This is a genomic window from Ureaplasma ceti, from assembly GCF_040369755.1.
Classification (GTDB): domain Bacteria; phylum Bacillota_I; class Bacilli_A; order Mycoplasmatales; family Mycoplasmoidaceae; genus Ureaplasma; species Ureaplasma ceti.
Genome location: NZ_BAABQM010000004.1, coordinates 90,288 through 109,548, shown reverse-complemented (window position 1 = coordinate 109,548; position 19,261 = coordinate 90,288). Strand labels below are relative to the sequence as shown.

The following is a 19,261-nucleotide window of genomic DNA, read 5'->3' as shown; positions in this document are numbered from 1 at the left end:
AAATTTTTTAGTATTAGTTTCAAATAATTGAAAATAATAAAGTCATTCACTTCATTTTAGGTGTCTAGACATATAAAAAGACACTCCTTTCTTTTTAAGGAGTGTCCCATTTTTATTTCCCTCTGTAGAACTCCGAGGGTTATTTTTTTTATAGATATGGGTCGATGTTAGTGTGTAACTCTAATTCTTTCATTTCTTTTTTAGAAATGAATCTGTATTTTCTTAATTTGAAGAATAAAGTGTTAGATAACACTGAAATATCACTCGCCGCCATAATAAAGACAGCAATGAAAGCAGGAATAAAACCTACAATCGTTAATGGTAAAGTGATTAAGTTGTAAACAAAAGTTCAAATTAAGTTAAATAGAATCATCTTTCTAGTGATTTTGGTTAACGTTACCGTTTTTAGAATACTCATAACTTCTTTATTCAAGATTAACACGTCAGAGACCGCATTAGCGATACTGTTTTCTTTGTTAATCGCAATTGATAAATCAGATTGTTTTAGAGCTTCTAAATCGTTGATTCCATCACCAACATAGGCTACACTTTTACCCTTTTGTTGGATAGATTCGATAATACCTTGTTTTTCTGATGGTTTTACATCGTAATAATAGTGTTCAATACCTAATTGGTCTGCCACGTATTTTACAGCGATTTCGTTGTCACCACTAATCATATAAACATCGATGTTTCTATGTTTTAAGATTTTAATAACATCAAAGGCCTCTGGTCTAATTTGGTCTTCAAAAACAATAAGATTAACTACTTTTTTGTTGATTGAGAAGCAAGTAATACTTTGCATAACATTAATTTCTTTTTGTTTATTAAAGTTATCAATGTATTCTTGGATTTCTGGTTCCATTTCATATCCTTCACTTAAAACAAATTTTAAGGAAGTCATTTGGTAAAGTGTTTCTGTTCCGCTTTCTTCTGTTTTTACCTCTAAACCAACGCCAGGAATTTCTGTTACGTTAGTTAATTCTGGTAAAAGCATATCTGGATATTTTTCGTCAATATGGTCATTAAAAGCTTTGGCTAAGGGGTGAATTGATAACTTTTCTAATGATTGCATCATTGATAAGTTTTCAAGATCACCTAAAATGTTTGATACTGTGAATTTACCTTCAGTTAAAGTACCAGTTTTATCAAATGCAATAGCATCAATTTTTTTCACTTTTTCGTAAGCTTCAGCTCTGTTAATAATAATTCCGTTTCTAGCGGCTTTAGATGCTCCCACTAAGGTTGCTAATGGCACAGCTAAACCTAAAGCACAAGGACAAGCTACACAAAGTACACTCACGCCATAGAAGACAGCAAGTGATCAGTGTTTTGCTGAATGTAATTGTTCAGCTTTAGTCATTTCGTGACCAGCACCTGGTAAAGAACTATTATTTAATCATTCAGTAAATGAATGGTGGACGTTATCCATTACGCCAGGAATGGCTCATAAAATAAACGCTAAGATCGCAAGAGCAATAACAAACGGTACCAATCATAAAGCGACTGTATCGGCAATTTTTTGGTAACGCGGTTTTTGACCCGCAATTTTTTTCACATTATTTACAATGGTATTTAATACGGTATTTCTACCTACCACTGTAGCTTTAATAATTACGGTGTTAGTTAAGTTGTTAGTTGAACCAATAACACCGTCGTTTTCTCTTTTTTCGATTGGTTTTGATTCGCCGGTTAGCATTGATTCATCAGCTTCAGTACTACCACTCACAATAATACCGTCTACTGGGAATCTGCCACCTTTTTTCACCATTAAAAGATCTCCGACTTTAATTTCTTTTGTACTTACTTCAAAAGTTTTTTTAGAAACTTCATCATATCTTAAAGCTTCTTCTACTTGTAAGCTAGAAATAGCTTCCAAGTCGTCGTTAGTTCTCATTTTCATGTTTTCAGTGATTGTGTCACCGAATTTAATGATAGTTACAATCATTCCGGCTGACGCAAAGAATGAAATGGTATGAATGTCTAGGTTTGCACCTGGATGGTTTTGGTTTCAAGCGAAATTAACTGTATTTAAAATTAAAGGATAGAAACTGTACAAGTAAGCAATTAGTGAAGAAACCATCACTAAAGTAGCCATACCTGGACGGTGTCACTTGAAGATTTCTTTAATTCCTCTTTTATAGTAACTTAAACCACAAGTTCAAATTACTACTGAAATTAAACACATCATAAATCATTGGAATCAAATTGGGTCACCAATCGCGTGACCGTTATGCGTTTTTGCGAACATTAACACAATGTGCGCAATTAATAATGGAATCACAATCAGCAAAGAAAAGATCAAAATGTTTAAGTTGATAAACGATGATCTTTCCTTTTTAGTTAATGTTTTAAAGTTTTTGAAATTAGATCAATAGCTAGTTTTTTTATGTTGCCTAGTCATCTAATTTCCTATTATTTTTTTAATTATTTATAAAAATTGTTAATTTAAATTAGTCTTCTAAAACTTCGAAGCCGAAGCCTGCAGCTTTTAAAGCTTTTTCAATGTCGGCTACTGATGAAGTAGTTTCATCGAAGCCAACTGTAACTGTTTTTTCAACGATATCAACGTTAGCGTTGTTAAAACCTCTTTTAGAAAGTTCTTTTAACACTGTGTTAGCACATGAAGTGCATTCTAATTCGTCAACTGAAAATACAACTGTTTTCATATAAATAATCTCCTTATAGATTTCCTTATTATTGTAGCACCTTTACAAAATAAATGTTGTGATTTACAGTTTTTATTATTTTTAAATTATTTATGTGGATAAGTGTGTTTTGTTTTTTATTATTTGAAAGAAAAAACAGTCGTTGAATTTTAATTCAACGACTGTACGTAATTTTTTATTTTGTTAATGATTTTTTGAATTAGCTTTCATATCTGAAATCACTTTTTTAAGTGTAGGGATTAAAGTGTCTGGGTAACAACACAATACCCGTGATTTTCAGCTGTTAACTTGGTCTGCAGCAATTTCGTTAGCCACAAACAAAAAGATTGCTTGTTTATCTTTTTGTACGACTCTAAAGGCGTGTTTCGCATCTACGTCATAATTCATCAAACCATTTTTCTTTTCTACTAATAAAGCTTTTTTTCTCGCGTTTAGTTCATATTTAAATTGGTTCACTTTAAAGTTAATAAAAATGTGGTAAACCTTATCGTCAATATTTACAAACAGACACAATTCGCATTTTACGTTAAGAGGTTGACCTTCGTAATGAATTGTGGCATTATCGCCATCAATTCAGTTTCTATAAAGCACTAAACCCTTAGTTTTGGATTTATCCAACCATTCGTTGATTAAGCCGAGACAAGTATTTTGAACATCTTTTTTAAGAAGGGCCATAAGAGGATGTTACGCTTTAATTTTCTTCTTCTAATCCGTGTGAAGGTTCAGAATTTGAAGTAGCTGTGTTAGATTCACTGTCATCTACTTCTTCTTCATCGGATGACTTAAATGTTGCGGCAAATTGAACTTTTTCTTCAGTGTCTAAATCCATTAATTTAACACCAGAAGTAGTTCTGCCGATAATTGAAATACTTGAAGCTTTTAGTCTAATGATGTTGCCGGTATTAGCAATTAATAAAATTTGGTCGTCTAATTCGACTAATTTTACGCTAGCTAATTGGCCAGTTTTATCATTAATTTTTAATGTAGAAATACCTTTGGCTCCACGTTTAGTAAGTCTGTATTCGTCTTTATGAGTTAACTTACCAACCCCATTTTCGCCAATAGATAATACGTAGTTTCCTTCAGAAGAAACGCCAGTACCAATTACGTATTCTGCATCAGTTAAGTTAATACCCTTAACCCCTCTTGCAGATCTTCCTAACGGTCTGATAGTATCTTCGTGGAATCTTACTAAGTTTGCGTTGTTTGATGAAATAAAGATTTCATCGTTACCATCAGTAATATGTGTTGCAAACAATTTATCATCATCATTTAGAGTAATAGCAATTTTACCATTAGCTCTAATTGATTCAAATTCAGAAAGAGCAACTCTCTTAACAATACCTTTTACAGTAACAAAGAATAAGTATTTGTTTTTGTAATCTTCTGGATTGTTAATTGTGATTAAGTTGAAAATTCTTTCATCTTTTTCAATGTTTAAGAAGTTGTTTGCTGGAACACCTTTAGATTGTCTTGATCCCATAGGGATTTTGTAACCTCTAATTCTGTGTACTCTACCATCTGTTGCAAAGAACAAGATGTCAGCGTGAGTGTTTGAGATAACAATTTTTTGAATACTGTCATCTTCGTGAGTTTTAGCGGCTAAGATTCCAGTACCGCCACGGTGTTGCACTCTATAAGTGTCAATTGGCATTCTCTTGAATCAGCCGTTTTTAGACATTGTAATCACGATGTCTTCTACTGGAATTAAGTCTTCGTCATCAATATTAGCAGAAGCACCTTCTAAGATTTCAGTTCTTCTATCATCACCGAAGTGTTCAGAGAAGTATTGTAATTTTTCAATAATAATTTCGTTACGCTTATCTGCTGAGTGAATAATTACTTTCAATTCTTCAATTAAAGCCACTAATTTGTCTAATTCGTCTTTTAATTTTTGGTATTCTAAACCACTTAAGACTCTTAGACGCATTTCTAAAATGGCTTTGGCTTGAATTTCGTCAATACCAAATCTAGCGATTAATTTTTGACTTGCATCTTCTACATCACGAGATTCTTTGATGATTTTAATTGTTTCGTCAATATCACTAATAGCGATGATTAAACCACGTAAAATGTGAGCTCTGTCTTCAGCTTTTTTCAATTCAAATTGAGCTTTTCTTGCAATTACTTCGTGTTGGTGTTCTAAGTAAAGGTCAATCATTTCTCTTAAATTTAAGATTCTTGGTTTGCCTTTTACTAGCGCTAAGTTATTAACTGAGAAGTTAACTTGTAATTGCGTAGATTTACATAATCTGTTGAAGATGATTTCTGGAATTACATCACGTTTTAATTCGATAACAATTCTGATACCTTCACGGTTAGATTCATCTCTTAAGTCAGTGATGTCTTTGATTTCGTCTTGTTTAACTAAGTCTACAATTCTTTCGATTAAACTTGTTTTGTTTACATTGTAAGGAATTTCAGTTACGACTAAGTTGGTTTTTCCGTTAGCTAATTCTTCAATATGGAATTTAGAACGGATTGTTACACTACCCTTACCAGTGTTAAAGTAATCTCTAATACCTGAGATACCCATAATTTGTGCACTGGTTGGGAAGTCAGGACCCTTAATGTGTTCTTCCATTAATTCATCAATTGTGATGTTTGGGTTTTCAATTACTGCTTGAATAGCGCTGCAAATTTCACGTAAGTTGTGAGTTGGCATACTTGTAGCCATCCCTACAGCAATCCCGTTAGTACCGTTTGCTAATAAGTTAGGGAATGCAGATGGCAATACAGCAGGTTCTTTTTCTGAACCATCATAGTTATCTACAAAGTCAACTGTATCTTTATCAATTGAATCTAAAATACCGTCTGAAATTTTTGATAATCTGGCTTCAGTATAACGCATTGCGGCAGCTGAGTCACCATCAATAGAACCAAAGTTACCATGACCATCAATTAGTAAATAACGCATACTAAAATCTTGTGCCATTCTAACCATAGCTTCATATACTGATAAGTCACCATGTGGGTGGTACTTACCAATAACTTCACCGACTAATCTGGCTGATTTTTTATATGGTTTATCAGAGAACATACCTAAACCGTAAGCAGCGTATAAAATCCGTCTGTGAACGGGTTTAAAACCGTCTCTAACATCAGGTAAGGCTCTAGATACGATTACGGACATAGCATAGTCCATAAAAGATTTTTCTAATTCTTTAGTAATTTGTAAATTAACGACTTTAGATTTCGCTAATTGTTCGTGAATTTGTTCGCTAGTCAAACGACCTTTTGAACTTTTCTTTAAACTAGACATATTCTTATTTCGCCTCCTTATGCATCGATGTTTTTAACGCTTTCAGCGTGTTCTTCGATAAATTGTTTACGAGGTGCAACTTCATCACCCATAAATAACGTGAACGCTTGGTCAGCAGCGATTGCATCATCAATTGTTACTTTTAAAAGAATCCGGTTAGTTGGGTCCATTGTTGTTTCTCATAATTGTTCAGGGTTCATTTCCCCAAGACCTTTATATCTTTGAATGTTAAATCTACCACTTGGTACTTCTAATTTGAATTGTTCTAATTCTTCATCAGAGTAAGCATATCTTACAGATTTACCAGCTGTGAATTTGTATAAAGGTGGTTGTGCGATGTACACATGGCCATCAGCAATTAAGTTCTTCATGTATCTGAAGAAGAATGTTAATAACAAGATTCTAATGTGAGCCCCGTCGACATCGGCATCGGTCATAATGATAATCTTGCTGTATCTTAATTTTTCGCTATTGTAATCGTTTAATGTACCAGTTCCAATTGCAGTAATCATGTAAGCGATTTCATCACTACTAAAGACTCTAGTAGAGTTAGCTTTTTCTACGTTTAAAATCTTACCTTTTAACGGTAAAATTGCTTGGAATTCTCTTTCTCTACCAGTTTTAGCAGAACCGCCGGCTGAATCCCCTTCGACTAGGTATAATTCAGTAACACTAGCGTCTCTTGAAGAACAGTCTGCTAATTTTCCTGGTAATGAGTTAGATTCGAACGGAGATTTTCTTCTCGTTGCTTCTCTTGCTTCTTGAGAACGTTTTCTCGCTTCAGCGGCTGAGAAGGTTTTTAACACTATTGTTTTAGCAATGTCTGGGTTTTCTAATAAGAATTTTTCAAACATTTCTGTTACAACAGCGTTAACATACTTTCTCACTTCGCTGTTACCCAATTTTTTCTTTGTTTGACCTTCATATTGAGGGTTTGGGTGTTTAATAGAAATGATGGCAGTTAAACCTTCTAAAATGTCATCTTTTGCCACTTTTTCTTTGTTTGGATCTTTGATTAATTTTTTATCAGCAGCGTAGTTGTTGATAATTCTAACTAACGCTTGTACAAAACCTTCTTCGTGAGTACCACCTTCTGAAGTATTAATGTTGTTACAGAATGTGTGTAATGAAGAGTTGTATGATTTGTTGTATTGGAATGCAAATTCACAACGGATTAAGTATTCTACTTTTTCTGCACCGTGTTTTGCAGAACCGCCGACAGCTGAAACCATTTCAGTTTTGTCACCATAAATAACTTCTTCAAATAATGGTTCTTTGTTAGAGTTTAAATCTCTTGCGTATTCTCTTAAACCACCTTCAAAGTGTCATTCTAATTTGCGGTTAGTTAATTCTGATGCAAAACGAATTTTAATACCCTTGTTTAGGTATGCTAATTCTTTTAATCTAGATGTAATTTTTTCTTCATCTCATGGTGATTCTTCCATAATTGAAAAATCAGGGTAGAACTGAATTTTAGTTCCGTTTTTCTTGTCTGATTTACCAATAATTTTTAAATCTTCTAACGGAATTCCACCATCTCTGAATTCAATGTAGTATTCTTGGTGTTCTTTAGACACTCAAACTTTGAATCATTCACTTAAGGCGTTTACAACTGAGGCCCCAACCCCGTGTAACCCACCAGAAACTTTATACGATTCGTTATCAAATTTACCACCGGCGTGTAAAACAGTTAAAACAGTTTCTACAGTCGATTTACCGGTCTCACTGTGGATGTCTACCGGAATCCCTCTTCCGTCGTCTTCCACTAAAATTGAACCGTCTTTTTTAATTGTTAAAGATACCCCAGTAGCGTAGCCAGCCATAGCTTCATCAATCGAGTTATCTACAATTTCTCAAATCATGTGGTGTAAACCATCAGGTCCTGTTGAACCAATGTACATACCAGGACGTGTTCTTACGGGTTCTAACCCCTTAAGAACTTTAATGCTGTTACTGTCATATTCGTGTTGTTTGTTTTCAGACATGGTTTTATTCTCCTTTGTCTTGTTCTATAACATAGTCGCCCACACCTTGGATGGTAATGGTCATTGTAGGATAAAGTTTTCTACCCCGACGATTATCTTCTACTCCGTCCACTAAAACGGTGCTATTTTCTAAAAACATTTTAGCCTCGCAACCATTAGTGATAATTCCGGCAAATTTTAACATTTGTCCTAAAGTGATGTATTTAGTTGTAATAAAAATTTTTTGCATTTTAATGGACCTTTTGAATCTCTAACTATTTATATATATATTAATATATTATAAACATCAATAAAACGTTTTAAACACCACAAACACGAAAGAAAGCACAAATTAAGGGGATTTCTCCTTAATTTGTGCTTTTGTTTCTAAAAATGGGGTTAATTCGCTTTAATTTGTTCTTAAAGGTAAAACTAGTTCTTTAAATTGTTGATCTGTTTCGGCATAAACGATTACTGGTTTGGTGTTAGATTCAAACTCTAACACTACTTCCTCTGCCTCAATCGTTTTTAATAAATTGATTAAAAAAACAGTGTTTAAAGAAATTTTTAAACCGCTTCCTTCAAAATGATTTACCTTTACGTTTTCTTGAGAGGCACCTAGTTCGTATGAAACAAAGTCTACGGCAATGCCGTTTTCATGAATATTTAAAGTTACCATCGGGTTTTTTTCGTTAGACACAAAGAATTGACCACGTTCTAAACTAGAAATAAATTCATTTCTGTCAACCTTAACCACAGTGTTTTTAGCAATATTAAAGGCGTTATATACACTGGTTGGGTAAGCACCTTCAATTGTTTTATTTTGCAATAACATATTATCAATTTTGATGATAATGTTGCTGCAATGACTTTGTTTATCTAAATATAAAGTCATGTGATCAGCTTCGCTATCCGACTTCATCAAGTCAATTAAGATTTTGATGATATTTGTGTCTAGTACAAACTTAAACATACTTGAAATGTTCACTGGTTCACATAAATATGACAATTTATAAGAGTCGGTTGCTACTGTAGATAAAAATCCAGGTTTAGTTTCTGTATCAAATAGAACACCATTTAAAATTTTGGCTTGTTCACCTGAGTTTAAAGCTGCTCAAGCAACTTTTTGACTAATTTTATGAATTGTGGCGTAAGAAATTTGGAATTCTTCAAAATTTTTGTAATCAAAATTAGTGTTAGGGAAAGAATTTTCGTCAACAGTATTAATTTGTGCGTTAAACGATTCAGTTTTAATGTTTAAAGCTGATTCTTCGAATTTATTAAGAATAATAGTTTTTTCTTTTAGCTTACTAATAATATTCAAAAGCAATTTGGGTCTAATTAAAATGTCGCCTTCTTCTTCAATCTCGATTTTAGAGTTATCTAAGTTGTATAACCCTGAAGCTAAATAGTTAGAACAAATCGCAATTGAACCGGATTTACGGATTTTTAAATAAAGAAAACTCAAAATGGGATTGAAAGAACTTCCTTTGTTTTCACTAGTAATACGATCTCCAAATTTTAATAATTTAAAAAGTTCATTTTTTTCTATTTTAAATTTCATAATATTTCCTTTATTTTTGTTTTATATTTTTATTATTATTATAAGAACACGTAAATGTTAATAATAACAACGATATTTAATGTATTAATTATACAAGTATAATTAAAAAAAACAAATAATCTCGAATTTCGTGTGGATATTTAAAAAAAAGGTGTGGATTAAAATATGGATAAATTTTTAATTGTTGGATTAGGCAATCCAGAAAAGAAATACGACAATACAAAACATCAAATGGGCTTCATGACAATAGACGTCATATTGAAAAATTTAGGTTTAGAACTAGATCAAAACAAATTTAATGGGGCTTTTACAAGCTTTAAGGACGGAAATAGTACCGTTTTTGTGGCAAAACCACTAACTTACATGAATTTATCAGGAGAATTTATCGCTCCATTCATGAAATATAACAATATTCCTTTAGAAAATCTATTAGTCATCTACGATGACATGGATACAAAGGTTGGATCACTAAAAATTAAACCAAAAGGATCATCTGGTGGGCAAAATGGGATGAAAAATATCATTAATTTACTAAAAAGTGAAAATGTTCGCAGAATTAAGATCGGAATTGGTCGCCCAGGCGTGGATAAACCTGCAGAAGACAAGAAAGATTTCGTACTTTCTAAACTTTCTCCAAGAGATGCAGAGCTAATTTATCCAGTTATCAACAAAGCTGCACAATTAGCATTAAGTTTCCCACGTGTAGAATTTGAAAAGTTGATGAATTTAGCAAATACTAAGTAGGAAAGTGGAAATGTCTATTTTTAATAAGAAAAAATACATTGCTGCGATCAGTGGAGGGCCAGATTCAATGGCACTTCTCCACATGTACAGAAGACATATTAAGGCGGTTTGTACTGTAAAGTACAATAAACGCCCTGATTGTCAACATGATGTGGATATTGTGGAAAACTTTTGCAAGAAACATAAAATTAAGTTTGAATTGCTAAATGTGACCGAAGAAATGTATGAAAATGTGGATAACAATAACTTTGAAGCTAAGGCAAGAGTGATTAGATATAACTTTTTTTTGGAAATTTGTGCAAAATATAACGCTAAAGAGTTATTAGTGGCACATCATTTGGATGATTTTATGGAAACGGCCTATGCACAAAAGAAAAAAGGCTCATTAGCCTTGTTTTATGGGATTCAAGAAAGATCAGAATACAAAGGAATCACCGTTTATCGTCCACTTATCAACATGTACAGAAAAGCAACCTTACAAAGATACTGCGACGACTACAATTTAGAATACGCAATTGATTCAACCAACAATAGTGATTTATATGAAAGAAATCGGATTAGAAAAATTATTCAACTCTGAGATAGAGAAAAAATTCACGATTTCTTAAAAGAAATAGATTCATATAATAAAAACAATAGAAAAATTTATAAGCAAAAACAAGAAACCTTCAAAATGTGAGAAGTTTCTGAGTTTGAAGTAAAACTGTTTAAAACTTTTGACAGTCGCATGCAATATTATTTGATTTATGACTGACTGATGCAAAACAGTTTATACAGACCAACTCATAACAAGATCCACGGTATTATTGAATTTATCTTAGGAATGAACGGAAAAGTCTTTAGATTAACCGATAATTTGGGGTTATTAAAGAAAAATGGTCATCTTGTTTTAGAAGAAAACAACAAGGAAAACACACATGGCAGTCTTCAATAAACTATATGCAAAACAAATTGTAGAAAAATTTGATCTAGAAGTTTTAGCTAACGGCGACCAATTGTGCAAAAGGGAAATTAAATTTCCCGACATTGGTCGGGCTGGGTTTGAACTAACTGGTGAAAAGGTGTTCGACGACTTCTGAAATATTATTTATTTAGGCGTTAAAGAGTTGAGATATTTAAGAAAATTTTCTCAATCTATCGTGCGGGAAAAAATTGAAAAAATTTTAAAAATGAAACCCCCAATGATTATCTTGGGAAAGGGTTTTAAGTACGATAAATTGGTGACAGAACTTGCCCAAAAAACACAAGTTCCTGTAGCTAAATCTGTAATGTCTTTACAAGAATTAAACTTTACAATTTCAACGTGAATGACAGAACAATTAGCTCCTCACTCAATGTATCATGGATGTTTGCTAAACGTCTTTGGGGTCGGCACTTTAATCATCGGAGCGTCCGGAATTGGTAAATCAGAAATTACAGTTGAACTTGTTAAAAGGGGTCACATTTTTATCGCCGATGACGCGGTAATGATTACTCGTGTTGGGCCAAAAATTTTCGGCAGAGCCGAAGATAGTGTTAAAGACTTTATTGAAATTCGTGGGCTAGGAATTTTATCTTTCTCAAGAACCTTTGGAATCGAAAAAATTATTAACTCAACGAGAATTAGAGTAGTCTGTGAATTGATTGATGCTAACAATCCAGAAAACAAAAATATTATGTTTGAAAGATTGGGCCAAGAAGCTAAATTTATGGACATTGAAGGGGTAAAAATCCCATACTACAAGATTCCTGTTCTACAAGGTAGAAACACCTCTGATTTAGTGGAAACTGCCATCACAGATTGAAAGTTAAAAAAACAAGGTTATAATTCTGCTAATGAATTTATTCGTCAATTACAAACTTTGAAAGAGAAAGAGGATTAAAAATTGTTGGGACAATGATATCCAGATTTAGTTGGTAGCAACGATTCCTTTTCAATTGCTTTTAGAGTAGCTGGCTTAGATATTAGATGGTATGCCATCTTATCAATGTTAGGTTACTTAACAGCGATTGCGGTTTACATGCTGTCAATTTGAAAACGGTACAAAATCAGCGTAGACGTTGGTTTTTACTACATTTTTGTAGCTATTCCTGTTATTTTATTTGGTGCTCGGTTCTGATCGGGCTGTATTGGTGACTTACAATGGCCAGATTTCTTTAAATTTGGCACTGGAGGGCTCGCCATCCAAGGAGGGGTTGTCTTTGGAATTATTGGGGCGTTAATTTATTTCCCTATTATTCTTCACTTCCCTAAATTCCACAAACGTGTTGTAGAAAACGGTCACGTTTACATCCAAAGACCGTCTATGTGATTGTATGCGGATGCGATTGTTCCCACTATTCTATTGGGACAAGCAATTGGTCGTTGAGGAAACTTCTTCAATGGAGAACTATTTGGACACCCTGTGTCTGCTAGTGAATTATCTTGACTAAAAGCAATCATGCCAGGTGTCTTTGAACACATGTTCTCAAGAAATGGTGCAACTATTCCGCTAGACCATGAATACTGACATACAGCTTTCGATTCAGGTTTAACTGCTGTTAACCCTAAAACTGGTGTTGTAGAACATATTGCCGTAGTAGGTACTTTCTATCAACCGTTATTCTTGTATGAATCATTCATGAATATTATGGCCTTCGTCTTAATTTACGGCCTGGTAGCTGAAATTAAGAGCGCTAGAGCTGGAGTACCGACCGGTCTATACTTTATTTTCTACGGAATTATTAGATATATTACCGAATCACAAAGAAACCAAGACTTCACATTCTTGGGCACTTATATCCTAAATGGTATCTTGCTATCCGTTGGTATTATAATCTTCTGCTTCGTTCAATTTGTGTCATTCAGATTACGTAAGTACTACGTAATGTTCTACATTAAAGCTCACTTCAATTACTGATTTAAATTAAAATCAGCTAAACGTAGATTGGCTTACGTAAAGAAGAATAATCCAAAAATGTCACAAGCTAAAATTAACCAATGAATTGAAGATAACATGCCAACAAAAGAAAACTTAGGTTATGTTCAACCACCTAAAATGGTGAGAGAACCAGGTGACATGAACTACTTCGCTGGTAGATAATTTAGCGTTATTAACTTGAAAAAACATAAGATTCTTTTATAATAATAGTACCCTTGTTTTGGGTACTATTTTTTGTCACTCTACACTAAAGTTAGAGTGACAAAAAATAGTTATTCTTGTTTTTATTACTTGCTCGAGCCAGGCCCAATTCTGGCTCGAGCTTTTGTTTTCATAACTAAAACTCAAAAATAAAAAAACAAAAAAAGCAAAAACTTACGTTTTTGCTTTTCTTTGTACGCAATATTCTGGTTGATTTTTAACTTTCGGTGTTATTTATTAATTGTTTTTGGAAAAAACGAGAAAAGAAAGTTATTACAACCTATAAAAAATTATAACTGAATTAAATTAATTAATTAATTTAATATATAAAGAAACGTAGGAACCGCTTTTGCGGCGGTTAATATTTATATTTTCAATATAAAATATACTTAATATCAAAACAAAAATATAGGAGAAGATTATGGATTTTTTAAAATATGATCTTGCAATTGTTGGAGCAGGTCCCGCAGGATTAACTGCAGCCATTTATGCAAGAAGAGCGAATGCGTCTGTAGTGTTCGTGGATAAGGCAGCTCCGGGCGGTAAAGTGGTAACTACTGCTGTAGTAGAAAACTATCCTGGTTTTGAATCAATTTCAGGTCCGGATTTAGCTTTAAAATTCTTTGAACAAGCTCAAAAATTAAAAGCTAAATTTATCTTTAGTGAAGTAGTGGAAATTGATAGTAACACTGATGAATATAAATATGTTTATTTAGCAAACGGCAAGGTAATTCAAGCGAAGGCTGTTATCATTGCAACCGGCATGGTAAATAGAAAAATTGGTGCTGCCAATGAAGATAGATTATTCGACCATGGTATCAGTTACTGTGCAATTTGTGATGGAGCTTTATTTAGAGATAAACCAGTAGCGGTAATTGGTAGCGGCCGTAGTGCTGTAGAAGAATCAATTTACTTAAGCGATATCGCTTCTCATGTTACAGTTATTTCTAACAAAAAAGAATTCAAAGCTGACCAACCGCAAATTGAATTGATGATGTCTAAGGCTAACATTGATGTCATTATGGACTCAGACACATTGTCATTTAATGGTCAAGATAAACTAGAAAGCATTACCTTAAAAAATAAAACTACTGGTGAAGAATCCAACTTAAATGTGGATGGAGCTTTTATTTTTATTGGCTTCTTACCTATTTCTCCAAGCGTAAACAAAGAATCATTCTTAGACCCAGAATTAAAGTTTTTAAAAGTGGATTCAGCAATGAAAACTAATATCAAAGGAATCTTTGCTGCAGGTGATATTACTTCTAAAAATATTAGACAAATTTCTACAGCAATTAACGACGGTACAATTGCGGCGTTATCTGCATGTGAATACATTACTCATAATAAATGAAACTAGATGAACAAAATTTAATCACATTTAGCGAAACAGTTAAAAACGAAATTAGTAAAAGTGAAGATATTACCGAAGTAGAAAAGGAATATCTCACTTTTTCCATGTTAAGAAATACTGGCGACTATTTATTGTTTGAAGATATTTATGAATTAAGAACTCGGTACGTATCTGTTATCAAGTTATTAAAAAGTGTTTTAACGAACGAAAAATATAATTGCAAGATAACCCTCTTTAAAAGCAACAAAAAGACTTTAAAAGATAATAAAACCGACTATATCTTAAGAATTGAACCGAAAGATATTAACCAATTTAACGAATTGTTAGATTTTAATGAATTATTAACAGAGTTAAATGATTTTGAACAACAAAAAACCAACTCTCACGAGTTGGAATTAGAGTTAGATTCAGAAAAAATGAAAGGCTTTTTAATGGGGGCCTTCTTATCTAGCGGTAGTATTAACAACCCACAAAAGGGACAATATCACTTTGAAATTCGTACCAGCTCAGAAGCTTACAAAAATTTATTGTGCCGGATCTTCAATGTTTATAATTTGGAACCGAAAACATTATTTAGAAGAAACCGTTACATTGTTTATTTCAAAAAATCTGCTCAAATCTCCGATATTTTAAAAATTTTAAAATCACAAAACGCTATGTTCCACTTTGAAGATGTTATTATTGGCCATGATTTCACAAATAATATGCAAAGATTGGTTAATTTGGATGTGTGCAATATGAACAAATCAAGTAAAGCGGGTGCACAACAATCCACAATGTGTAAAGTGATTCTTACAAGTTTCCACTTTTCCACATTGAAAGAACGTGAAAAGTTATATTGTAAACTAAGAGCTCAAAACCCCAACCTTTCTATGGTGGAAATGTGTGAAGAAATGAATAAAAGACTTCCCGAAGGTGAAGAAATCACCAAGGGAAGCTTATCGCATATTGTCAAAAAGATTAAAGATATTTATGCCAAGATTTAGTTTAAACTATTGATTTTCTTAATAAATCAAATATTAGACTTCTTTAATTCGAAAGTTTTACTGTTTAAGTAAGCTAAACAGTCATTTTTATCTTTAATATTAAATTTTAATTTATAAGACACTAAACATTGGTATTTGAAACGGTAGTCTCTATCGCTTGATTTACTAATGTATTTTTTTTCACCTACAAGTGGGAATCCTAATCATTGGAAAGAGGCTCTAATTTGGTGTTTACGACCAGTAATTAAGTTAATATCCACTAAACTATACTTATTTTTAACGATACCTACAGTTTTAAACTTAGTGATTGATTCTTTATATTCTGGTAATTTAGAATCGGAAACTTTTACAATCCCAGTTTCATCATCTTTGATATAAAGTTTTAGAGTTTGCGATCCACCTTCTTCTAAAACGCCGTGTACGAGTCCTAAATAATTCTTAGAAACTTCTTGGTTTTTAAAGCAATTTTGTAAAGATTGTAAGGCTTCGAAATTTTTTGCTGAAACAATCAAACCAGAAGTGTTTCTGTCTAAGCGGTGACCTAAAGCGGGCGCAAAGGAATTTTCGTGGTTAGGGTTTCATTCGCCCTTATTCATTAAGTATTTCTTAATTCTGTTAATTAGTGTATCGGCGTTTTGTTTATCGTTATCTTCGTGAACCACTAAACCTAAAGGTTTATTCACTACGATGACGTTGGCATCTTCATAAACAATGTCTAATTCATCCTTAGAATTATTGAAGTCAGTATTAACCACTTTTTCTAAGAATTCATCGTTAATGTAAAGCTCTAAAACGTCTTTGGCCACCACTTTGTAAGCGATGTCAGTGATTCTTTTATTATTCACTTTTACACGTTTATTTCTAATAGCTTTATACAAAACGGCTTTCGTTAATTTCGGAAAGCTTTTCAGTAAAAAGTTGTCTAATCTTTGATTAGCATCGTTAGTATTTATGGTAATTTTTTTCATGTTCTAAATCCTGTAAATTTTGCTTGGATACGTGAGTCTTCTTGCATCAAATACTTGTTGTAAAAATCAATGCAACTTAAGCTTTCGTCATCAGTTCTTTTTTTCAACTTAATCACATAGTTTAATGTGATGTAAGTTAGGTGGTAATAAACACCGCAAGCATCGTAAATATTCTCTAATAAGTGGCTAATATTTTTTCTGCTTACATTATCAAAAAAGAATGCTCTGTTTTGACAATTAGTTACTAATTTATTTAAAAAACGTTCGGCTCTAGGTTGGTAGAAATCTTCATAAGTACTTTCAGATAAATCAAAACTTTGTGTGAATTTATACACATTAGTTTCTGACTGTCTTGGGTTTCAAATTTCGTATTCCATATTTTTAATATAAGAAGTACGCACAACCTCTTTAGTAATTCGGTTTTTTAAGTCAAAGTAGCCCAATTCTAGTTTCTTGATAATCACTGGATTAAACTGTTCGTTAGGGTGATTTTTGCAAGGGTTGTTCAATTCTTTAGAGGTAAAAATCTTATGTTTTGGGTATAAATCACGGGGTAATAAATTAGTGATTTTGCAGTACTTAGACACCTCTTCTTCTGGTAATTCTAAAACTTTGTAATATACGTCTCTTAACATCAATGCATCGTACAAAGCGTCGTGCTGACAGGTACTATCAGGATTTTGTACGGTTAAAGTGTATAAGTTTTTTAAAGAAATTTCAGTGCCAGAATACTCTTTTAAAAAGTGTTGTAAATCAAACCATTCGTTAGGTAATTCTCTGTTTAGACGTTCGAATTCTTTTTGCAATTGAATTTTGTCAAAAGAACCGAAACTAATTAAAACAGCTCCCTCTAAAAAGGGCATTAAGTCATCGACTTTGTCTTTGAATAAAGGCATGTGGCTTAATTCGTCATCGTCTAGTTTGAGTAGGTTAATAATTTCGTTAGTTAAGGGTTGTTGAGGATTAAATCTGACATTAAAAGTTGAAATAGTTTCTCTGTCTGCACTAATTCTGTAACCACTTAACTGGATGATTCTTTTATCATCAGGTAAATCAGTGGCTTCAATGTCTAAAAAGGTTAAATCTTGACCTTGTAATTTATCTAACTGTTCGCTTCTCATAATGCCTCTCTTTTAGTCAAACAAAGTGCTATTTATTGATTATAAAGTGTTTTAAAAAAGACTCGTAATGTATTTATTTTAAGAATCAATTTGATAATTTGTTATAATTTAGCACGTGTATAGTAAACTTATACTCTAAAAACTTTATTAGCATGTGGTAGAGAAGTTACTCTCGCGTTCAATAAAACAGATATAAGAACTTACCACGTAGTGAATACATTTCAAAGAAAGCAAGGTATTGCATGTGGCTCCTAAAGCAAAAACAAAAGAAATTACTAGAATTGCAAAGCTAAACCTTATCGGTGGCCAAGCTAAGCCAGGTCCAGCATTAGCATCTGTTGGTATCAACATGGCTGAATTTACAAAACAATTCAACGACGCAACTAAAGATAGAATGGGAAAAGTTATTCCAACTATCATTACTGCATTCAAAGACAAGAGTTTTACATACGTTACAAAAACAACTCCTGTAACAATTTTATTAAAAGAAGCAGCTAAGATTAAATCTGGCGCTAAAGACCAAACTAAACAAAAAGTAGCTAAAATTTCTCGTGAACAAGCATTAGAAATTGCTAGATACAAATTACCAGATACAAACGCTTACGATGAAGAAGCTGTTTTAAGAATGATCGCTGGTACTGCAAAACAAATGGGTATCGAAATCGAAGGCGTAAACCCATTATCACGTCAAAACAGAGGTAACAACTAATGGCTAAATTAACTAAAAAAATGACAACATCTAGTCAATTAGTTGACAAGAACAAACACTACGACTTAGCAGAAGCTGTAGAAATAGCTCAAAAAGCATCAATCTCTTCATTCGACGGTTCAATCGACGTTGCTATCAAATTAAACTTAGATACAACTAAAGTTGAACAACAATTACGTGGTTCTATTTCATTACCAAACGGTAACGGTAAAAAAGTTAGAATCTTAGCAATCGACGACAGCATTACAGCTGAACAAGCTAAAGAAGCTGGCGCTGACATCTTCGGTGGATCAGACATTATTCAAGACGTTGAAAAAATGATCGGTCAAATCGACTTAATCATTACAACTCCAAAAATGATGCCTCAATTAGCAAGATACGGTAAAGTATTAGGTCCTCGTGGTTTAATGCCTAACCCTAAAACTGGTACTGTAACAACTGATATGATCAAAACAATCTCAGAATTCAAAAAAGGTCGTACAGAATACAGAACTGACACATACGGAAACATCCACATGTGTGTAGGTAAAGTTTCAACTCCAGCTAACTTAATCGTTGAAAACATTGAAGCTTTATTACAATTAATCAAATCAAGAAGACCATCAACTGTTAAAGGTGCATACATCCAAAACATTAGTGTATCTCCAACAATGGGTGCTGGTGTAAAAGTTATCATTAGCAACAACTAATTAGAACTTTTCAACAACAATCAATAGTAAATGCGGTTTAAAAAGCGCTCTCTCCGAGCGATTTCTAGACCGCTTTTCTTCTCTAAAATTTTCTTTGTTATAATAAATATATTTATTTATAAATATAGTA

The 19,261-nt window shown here is 32.8% G+C and carries 17 protein-coding genes; 8 read left to right on the top strand and 9 right to left on the bottom strand.

The features are described from left to right. Positions 1 to 148: 148 nt before the first annotated feature. From ABWU82_RS03305 to dnaN, 7 genes are all read right to left on the bottom strand, one after another. Entirely contained in the window at positions 149 to 2,404 is a 2,256-nt protein-coding gene (locus tag ABWU82_RS03305; RefSeq protein ID WP_353290082.1) for a heavy metal translocating P-type ATPase, read from the bottom strand. A gap of 49 nt (positions 2,405 to 2,453) precedes the next feature. Further along, positions 2,454 to 2,669 carry a heavy-metal-associated domain-containing protein gene (locus tag ABWU82_RS03300; protein WP_353290081.1) on the bottom strand — a complete coding sequence of 72 codons (216 nt, stop codon included), beginning with the start codon at positions 2,667 to 2,669 and terminating at the stop codon, positions 2,454 to 2,456. Positions 2,670 to 2,852: 183 nt separating this feature from the next. Next, a complete protein-coding gene (locus tag ABWU82_RS03295; protein WP_353290080.1) occupies positions 2,853 to 3,344 on the bottom strand; it encodes a hypothetical protein in 492 nt (163 codons plus the stop codon). A 16-nt stretch (positions 3,345 to 3,360) separates the two neighbouring features. Then, entirely contained in the window at positions 3,361 to 5,931 is a 2,571-nt protein-coding gene (gyrA, locus tag ABWU82_RS03290) for a DNA topoisomerase (ATP-hydrolyzing) subunit A (RefSeq protein WP_353290079.1), read from the bottom strand. Between the two features lie 17 nt (positions 5,932 to 5,948). Beyond that, positions 5,949 to 7,916, bottom strand: a complete 1,968-nt coding sequence (gene gyrB, locus ABWU82_RS03285; protein ID WP_353290078.1) for a DNA topoisomerase (ATP-hydrolyzing) subunit B — start codon at positions 7,914 to 7,916, stop codon at positions 5,949 to 5,951. A gap of 4 nt (positions 7,917 to 7,920) precedes the next feature. Further along, positions 7,921 to 8,145, bottom strand: a complete 225-nt coding sequence (locus tag ABWU82_RS03280; protein WP_353290077.1) for an RNA-binding S4 domain-containing protein — start codon at positions 8,143 to 8,145, stop codon at positions 7,921 to 7,923. Positions 8,146 to 8,304: 159 nt separating this feature from the next. Beyond that, positions 8,305 to 9,459: a DNA polymerase III subunit beta gene (gene dnaN, locus ABWU82_RS03275; protein ID WP_353290076.1), complete on the bottom strand. Its 1,155-nt coding sequence runs from the start codon at positions 9,457 to 9,459 to the stop codon at positions 8,305 to 8,307. Between the two features lie 165 nt (positions 9,460 to 9,624). On the opposite strand from dnaN, the gene pth reads away from it, so the two are divergent. The 6 genes from pth (at position 9,625) to whiA (ending at position 15,644) form a co-directional block, all read left to right on the top strand. Next, positions 9,625 to 10,203, top strand: coding sequence for an aminoacyl-tRNA hydrolase (gene pth / locus ABWU82_RS03270; protein ID WP_353290075.1), 579 nt, complete (start codon positions 9,625 to 9,627; stop codon positions 10,201 to 10,203). A gap of 10 nt (positions 10,204 to 10,213) precedes the next feature. Then, the gene (gene tilS, locus ABWU82_RS03265; protein ID WP_353290074.1) at positions 10,214 to 11,137 is read left to right on the top strand and encodes a tRNA lysidine(34) synthetase TilS; all 924 of its coding nucleotides are present in this window, start codon (positions 10,214 to 10,216) and stop codon (positions 11,135 to 11,137) included. After that, on the top strand, positions 11,121 to 12,065 hold the full coding sequence (gene hprK, locus ABWU82_RS03260; protein WP_353290073.1) for an HPr(Ser) kinase/phosphatase: 945 nt from the start codon (positions 11,121 to 11,123) through the stop codon (positions 12,063 to 12,065). The genes tilS and hprK overlap by 17 nt, the downstream gene beginning before the upstream one ends. 6 nt (positions 12,066 to 12,071) lie before the next feature. Then, entirely contained in the window at positions 12,072 to 13,265 is a 1,194-nt protein-coding gene (gene lgt, locus ABWU82_RS03255) for a prolipoprotein diacylglyceryl transferase (RefSeq protein WP_353290072.1), read from the top strand. A 460-nt stretch (positions 13,266 to 13,725) separates the two neighbouring features. Further along, complete coding sequence (locus tag ABWU82_RS03250; protein WP_353290071.1) at positions 13,726 to 14,664, top strand: NAD(P)/FAD-dependent oxidoreductase; 939 nt, start codon at positions 13,726 to 13,728, stop codon at positions 14,662 to 14,664. Further along, a complete protein-coding gene (whiA, locus tag ABWU82_RS03245; protein ID WP_353290070.1) occupies positions 14,655 to 15,644 on the top strand; it encodes a DNA-binding protein WhiA in 990 nt (329 codons plus the stop codon). Before ABWU82_RS03250 ends, whiA begins: the two co-directional genes overlap by 10 nt. Here whiA and ABWU82_RS03240 read toward each other — a convergent pair. Together ABWU82_RS03240 and ABWU82_RS03235 are read right to left on the bottom strand one after the other, a co-directional pair. Then, positions 15,641 to 16,612 (bottom strand): RluA family pseudouridine synthase, encoded by a 972-nt coding sequence (locus tag ABWU82_RS03240; RefSeq protein ID WP_353290069.1) that lies wholly within the window; start codon positions 16,610 to 16,612, stop codon positions 15,641 to 15,643. The two genes, whiA and ABWU82_RS03240, sit on opposite strands and share 4 nt — an antisense overlap. After that, positions 16,594 to 17,733 carry a 3'-5' exonuclease gene (locus ABWU82_RS03235; protein ID WP_353290068.1) on the bottom strand — a complete coding sequence of 380 codons (1,140 nt, stop codon included), beginning with the start codon at positions 17,731 to 17,733 and terminating at the stop codon, positions 16,594 to 16,596. Before ABWU82_RS03235 ends, ABWU82_RS03240 begins: the two co-directional genes overlap by 19 nt. Positions 17,734 to 17,977: 244 nt before the next feature. Between ABWU82_RS03235 and rplK the strand changes: the two genes are divergently transcribed. Both rplK and rplA read left to right on the top strand, forming a co-directional pair. Next, complete coding sequence (rplK, locus tag ABWU82_RS03230; RefSeq protein WP_353290067.1) at positions 17,978 to 18,442, top strand: 50S ribosomal protein L11; 465 nt, start codon at positions 17,978 to 17,980, stop codon at positions 18,440 to 18,442. Further along, positions 18,442 to 19,131 (top strand): 50S ribosomal protein L1, encoded by a 690-nt coding sequence (gene rplA, locus ABWU82_RS03225; RefSeq protein WP_353290066.1) that lies wholly within the window; start codon positions 18,442 to 18,444, stop codon positions 19,129 to 19,131. The genes rplK and rplA overlap by 1 nt, the downstream gene beginning before the upstream one ends. Positions 19,132 to 19,261 lie beyond the last annotated feature (130 nt).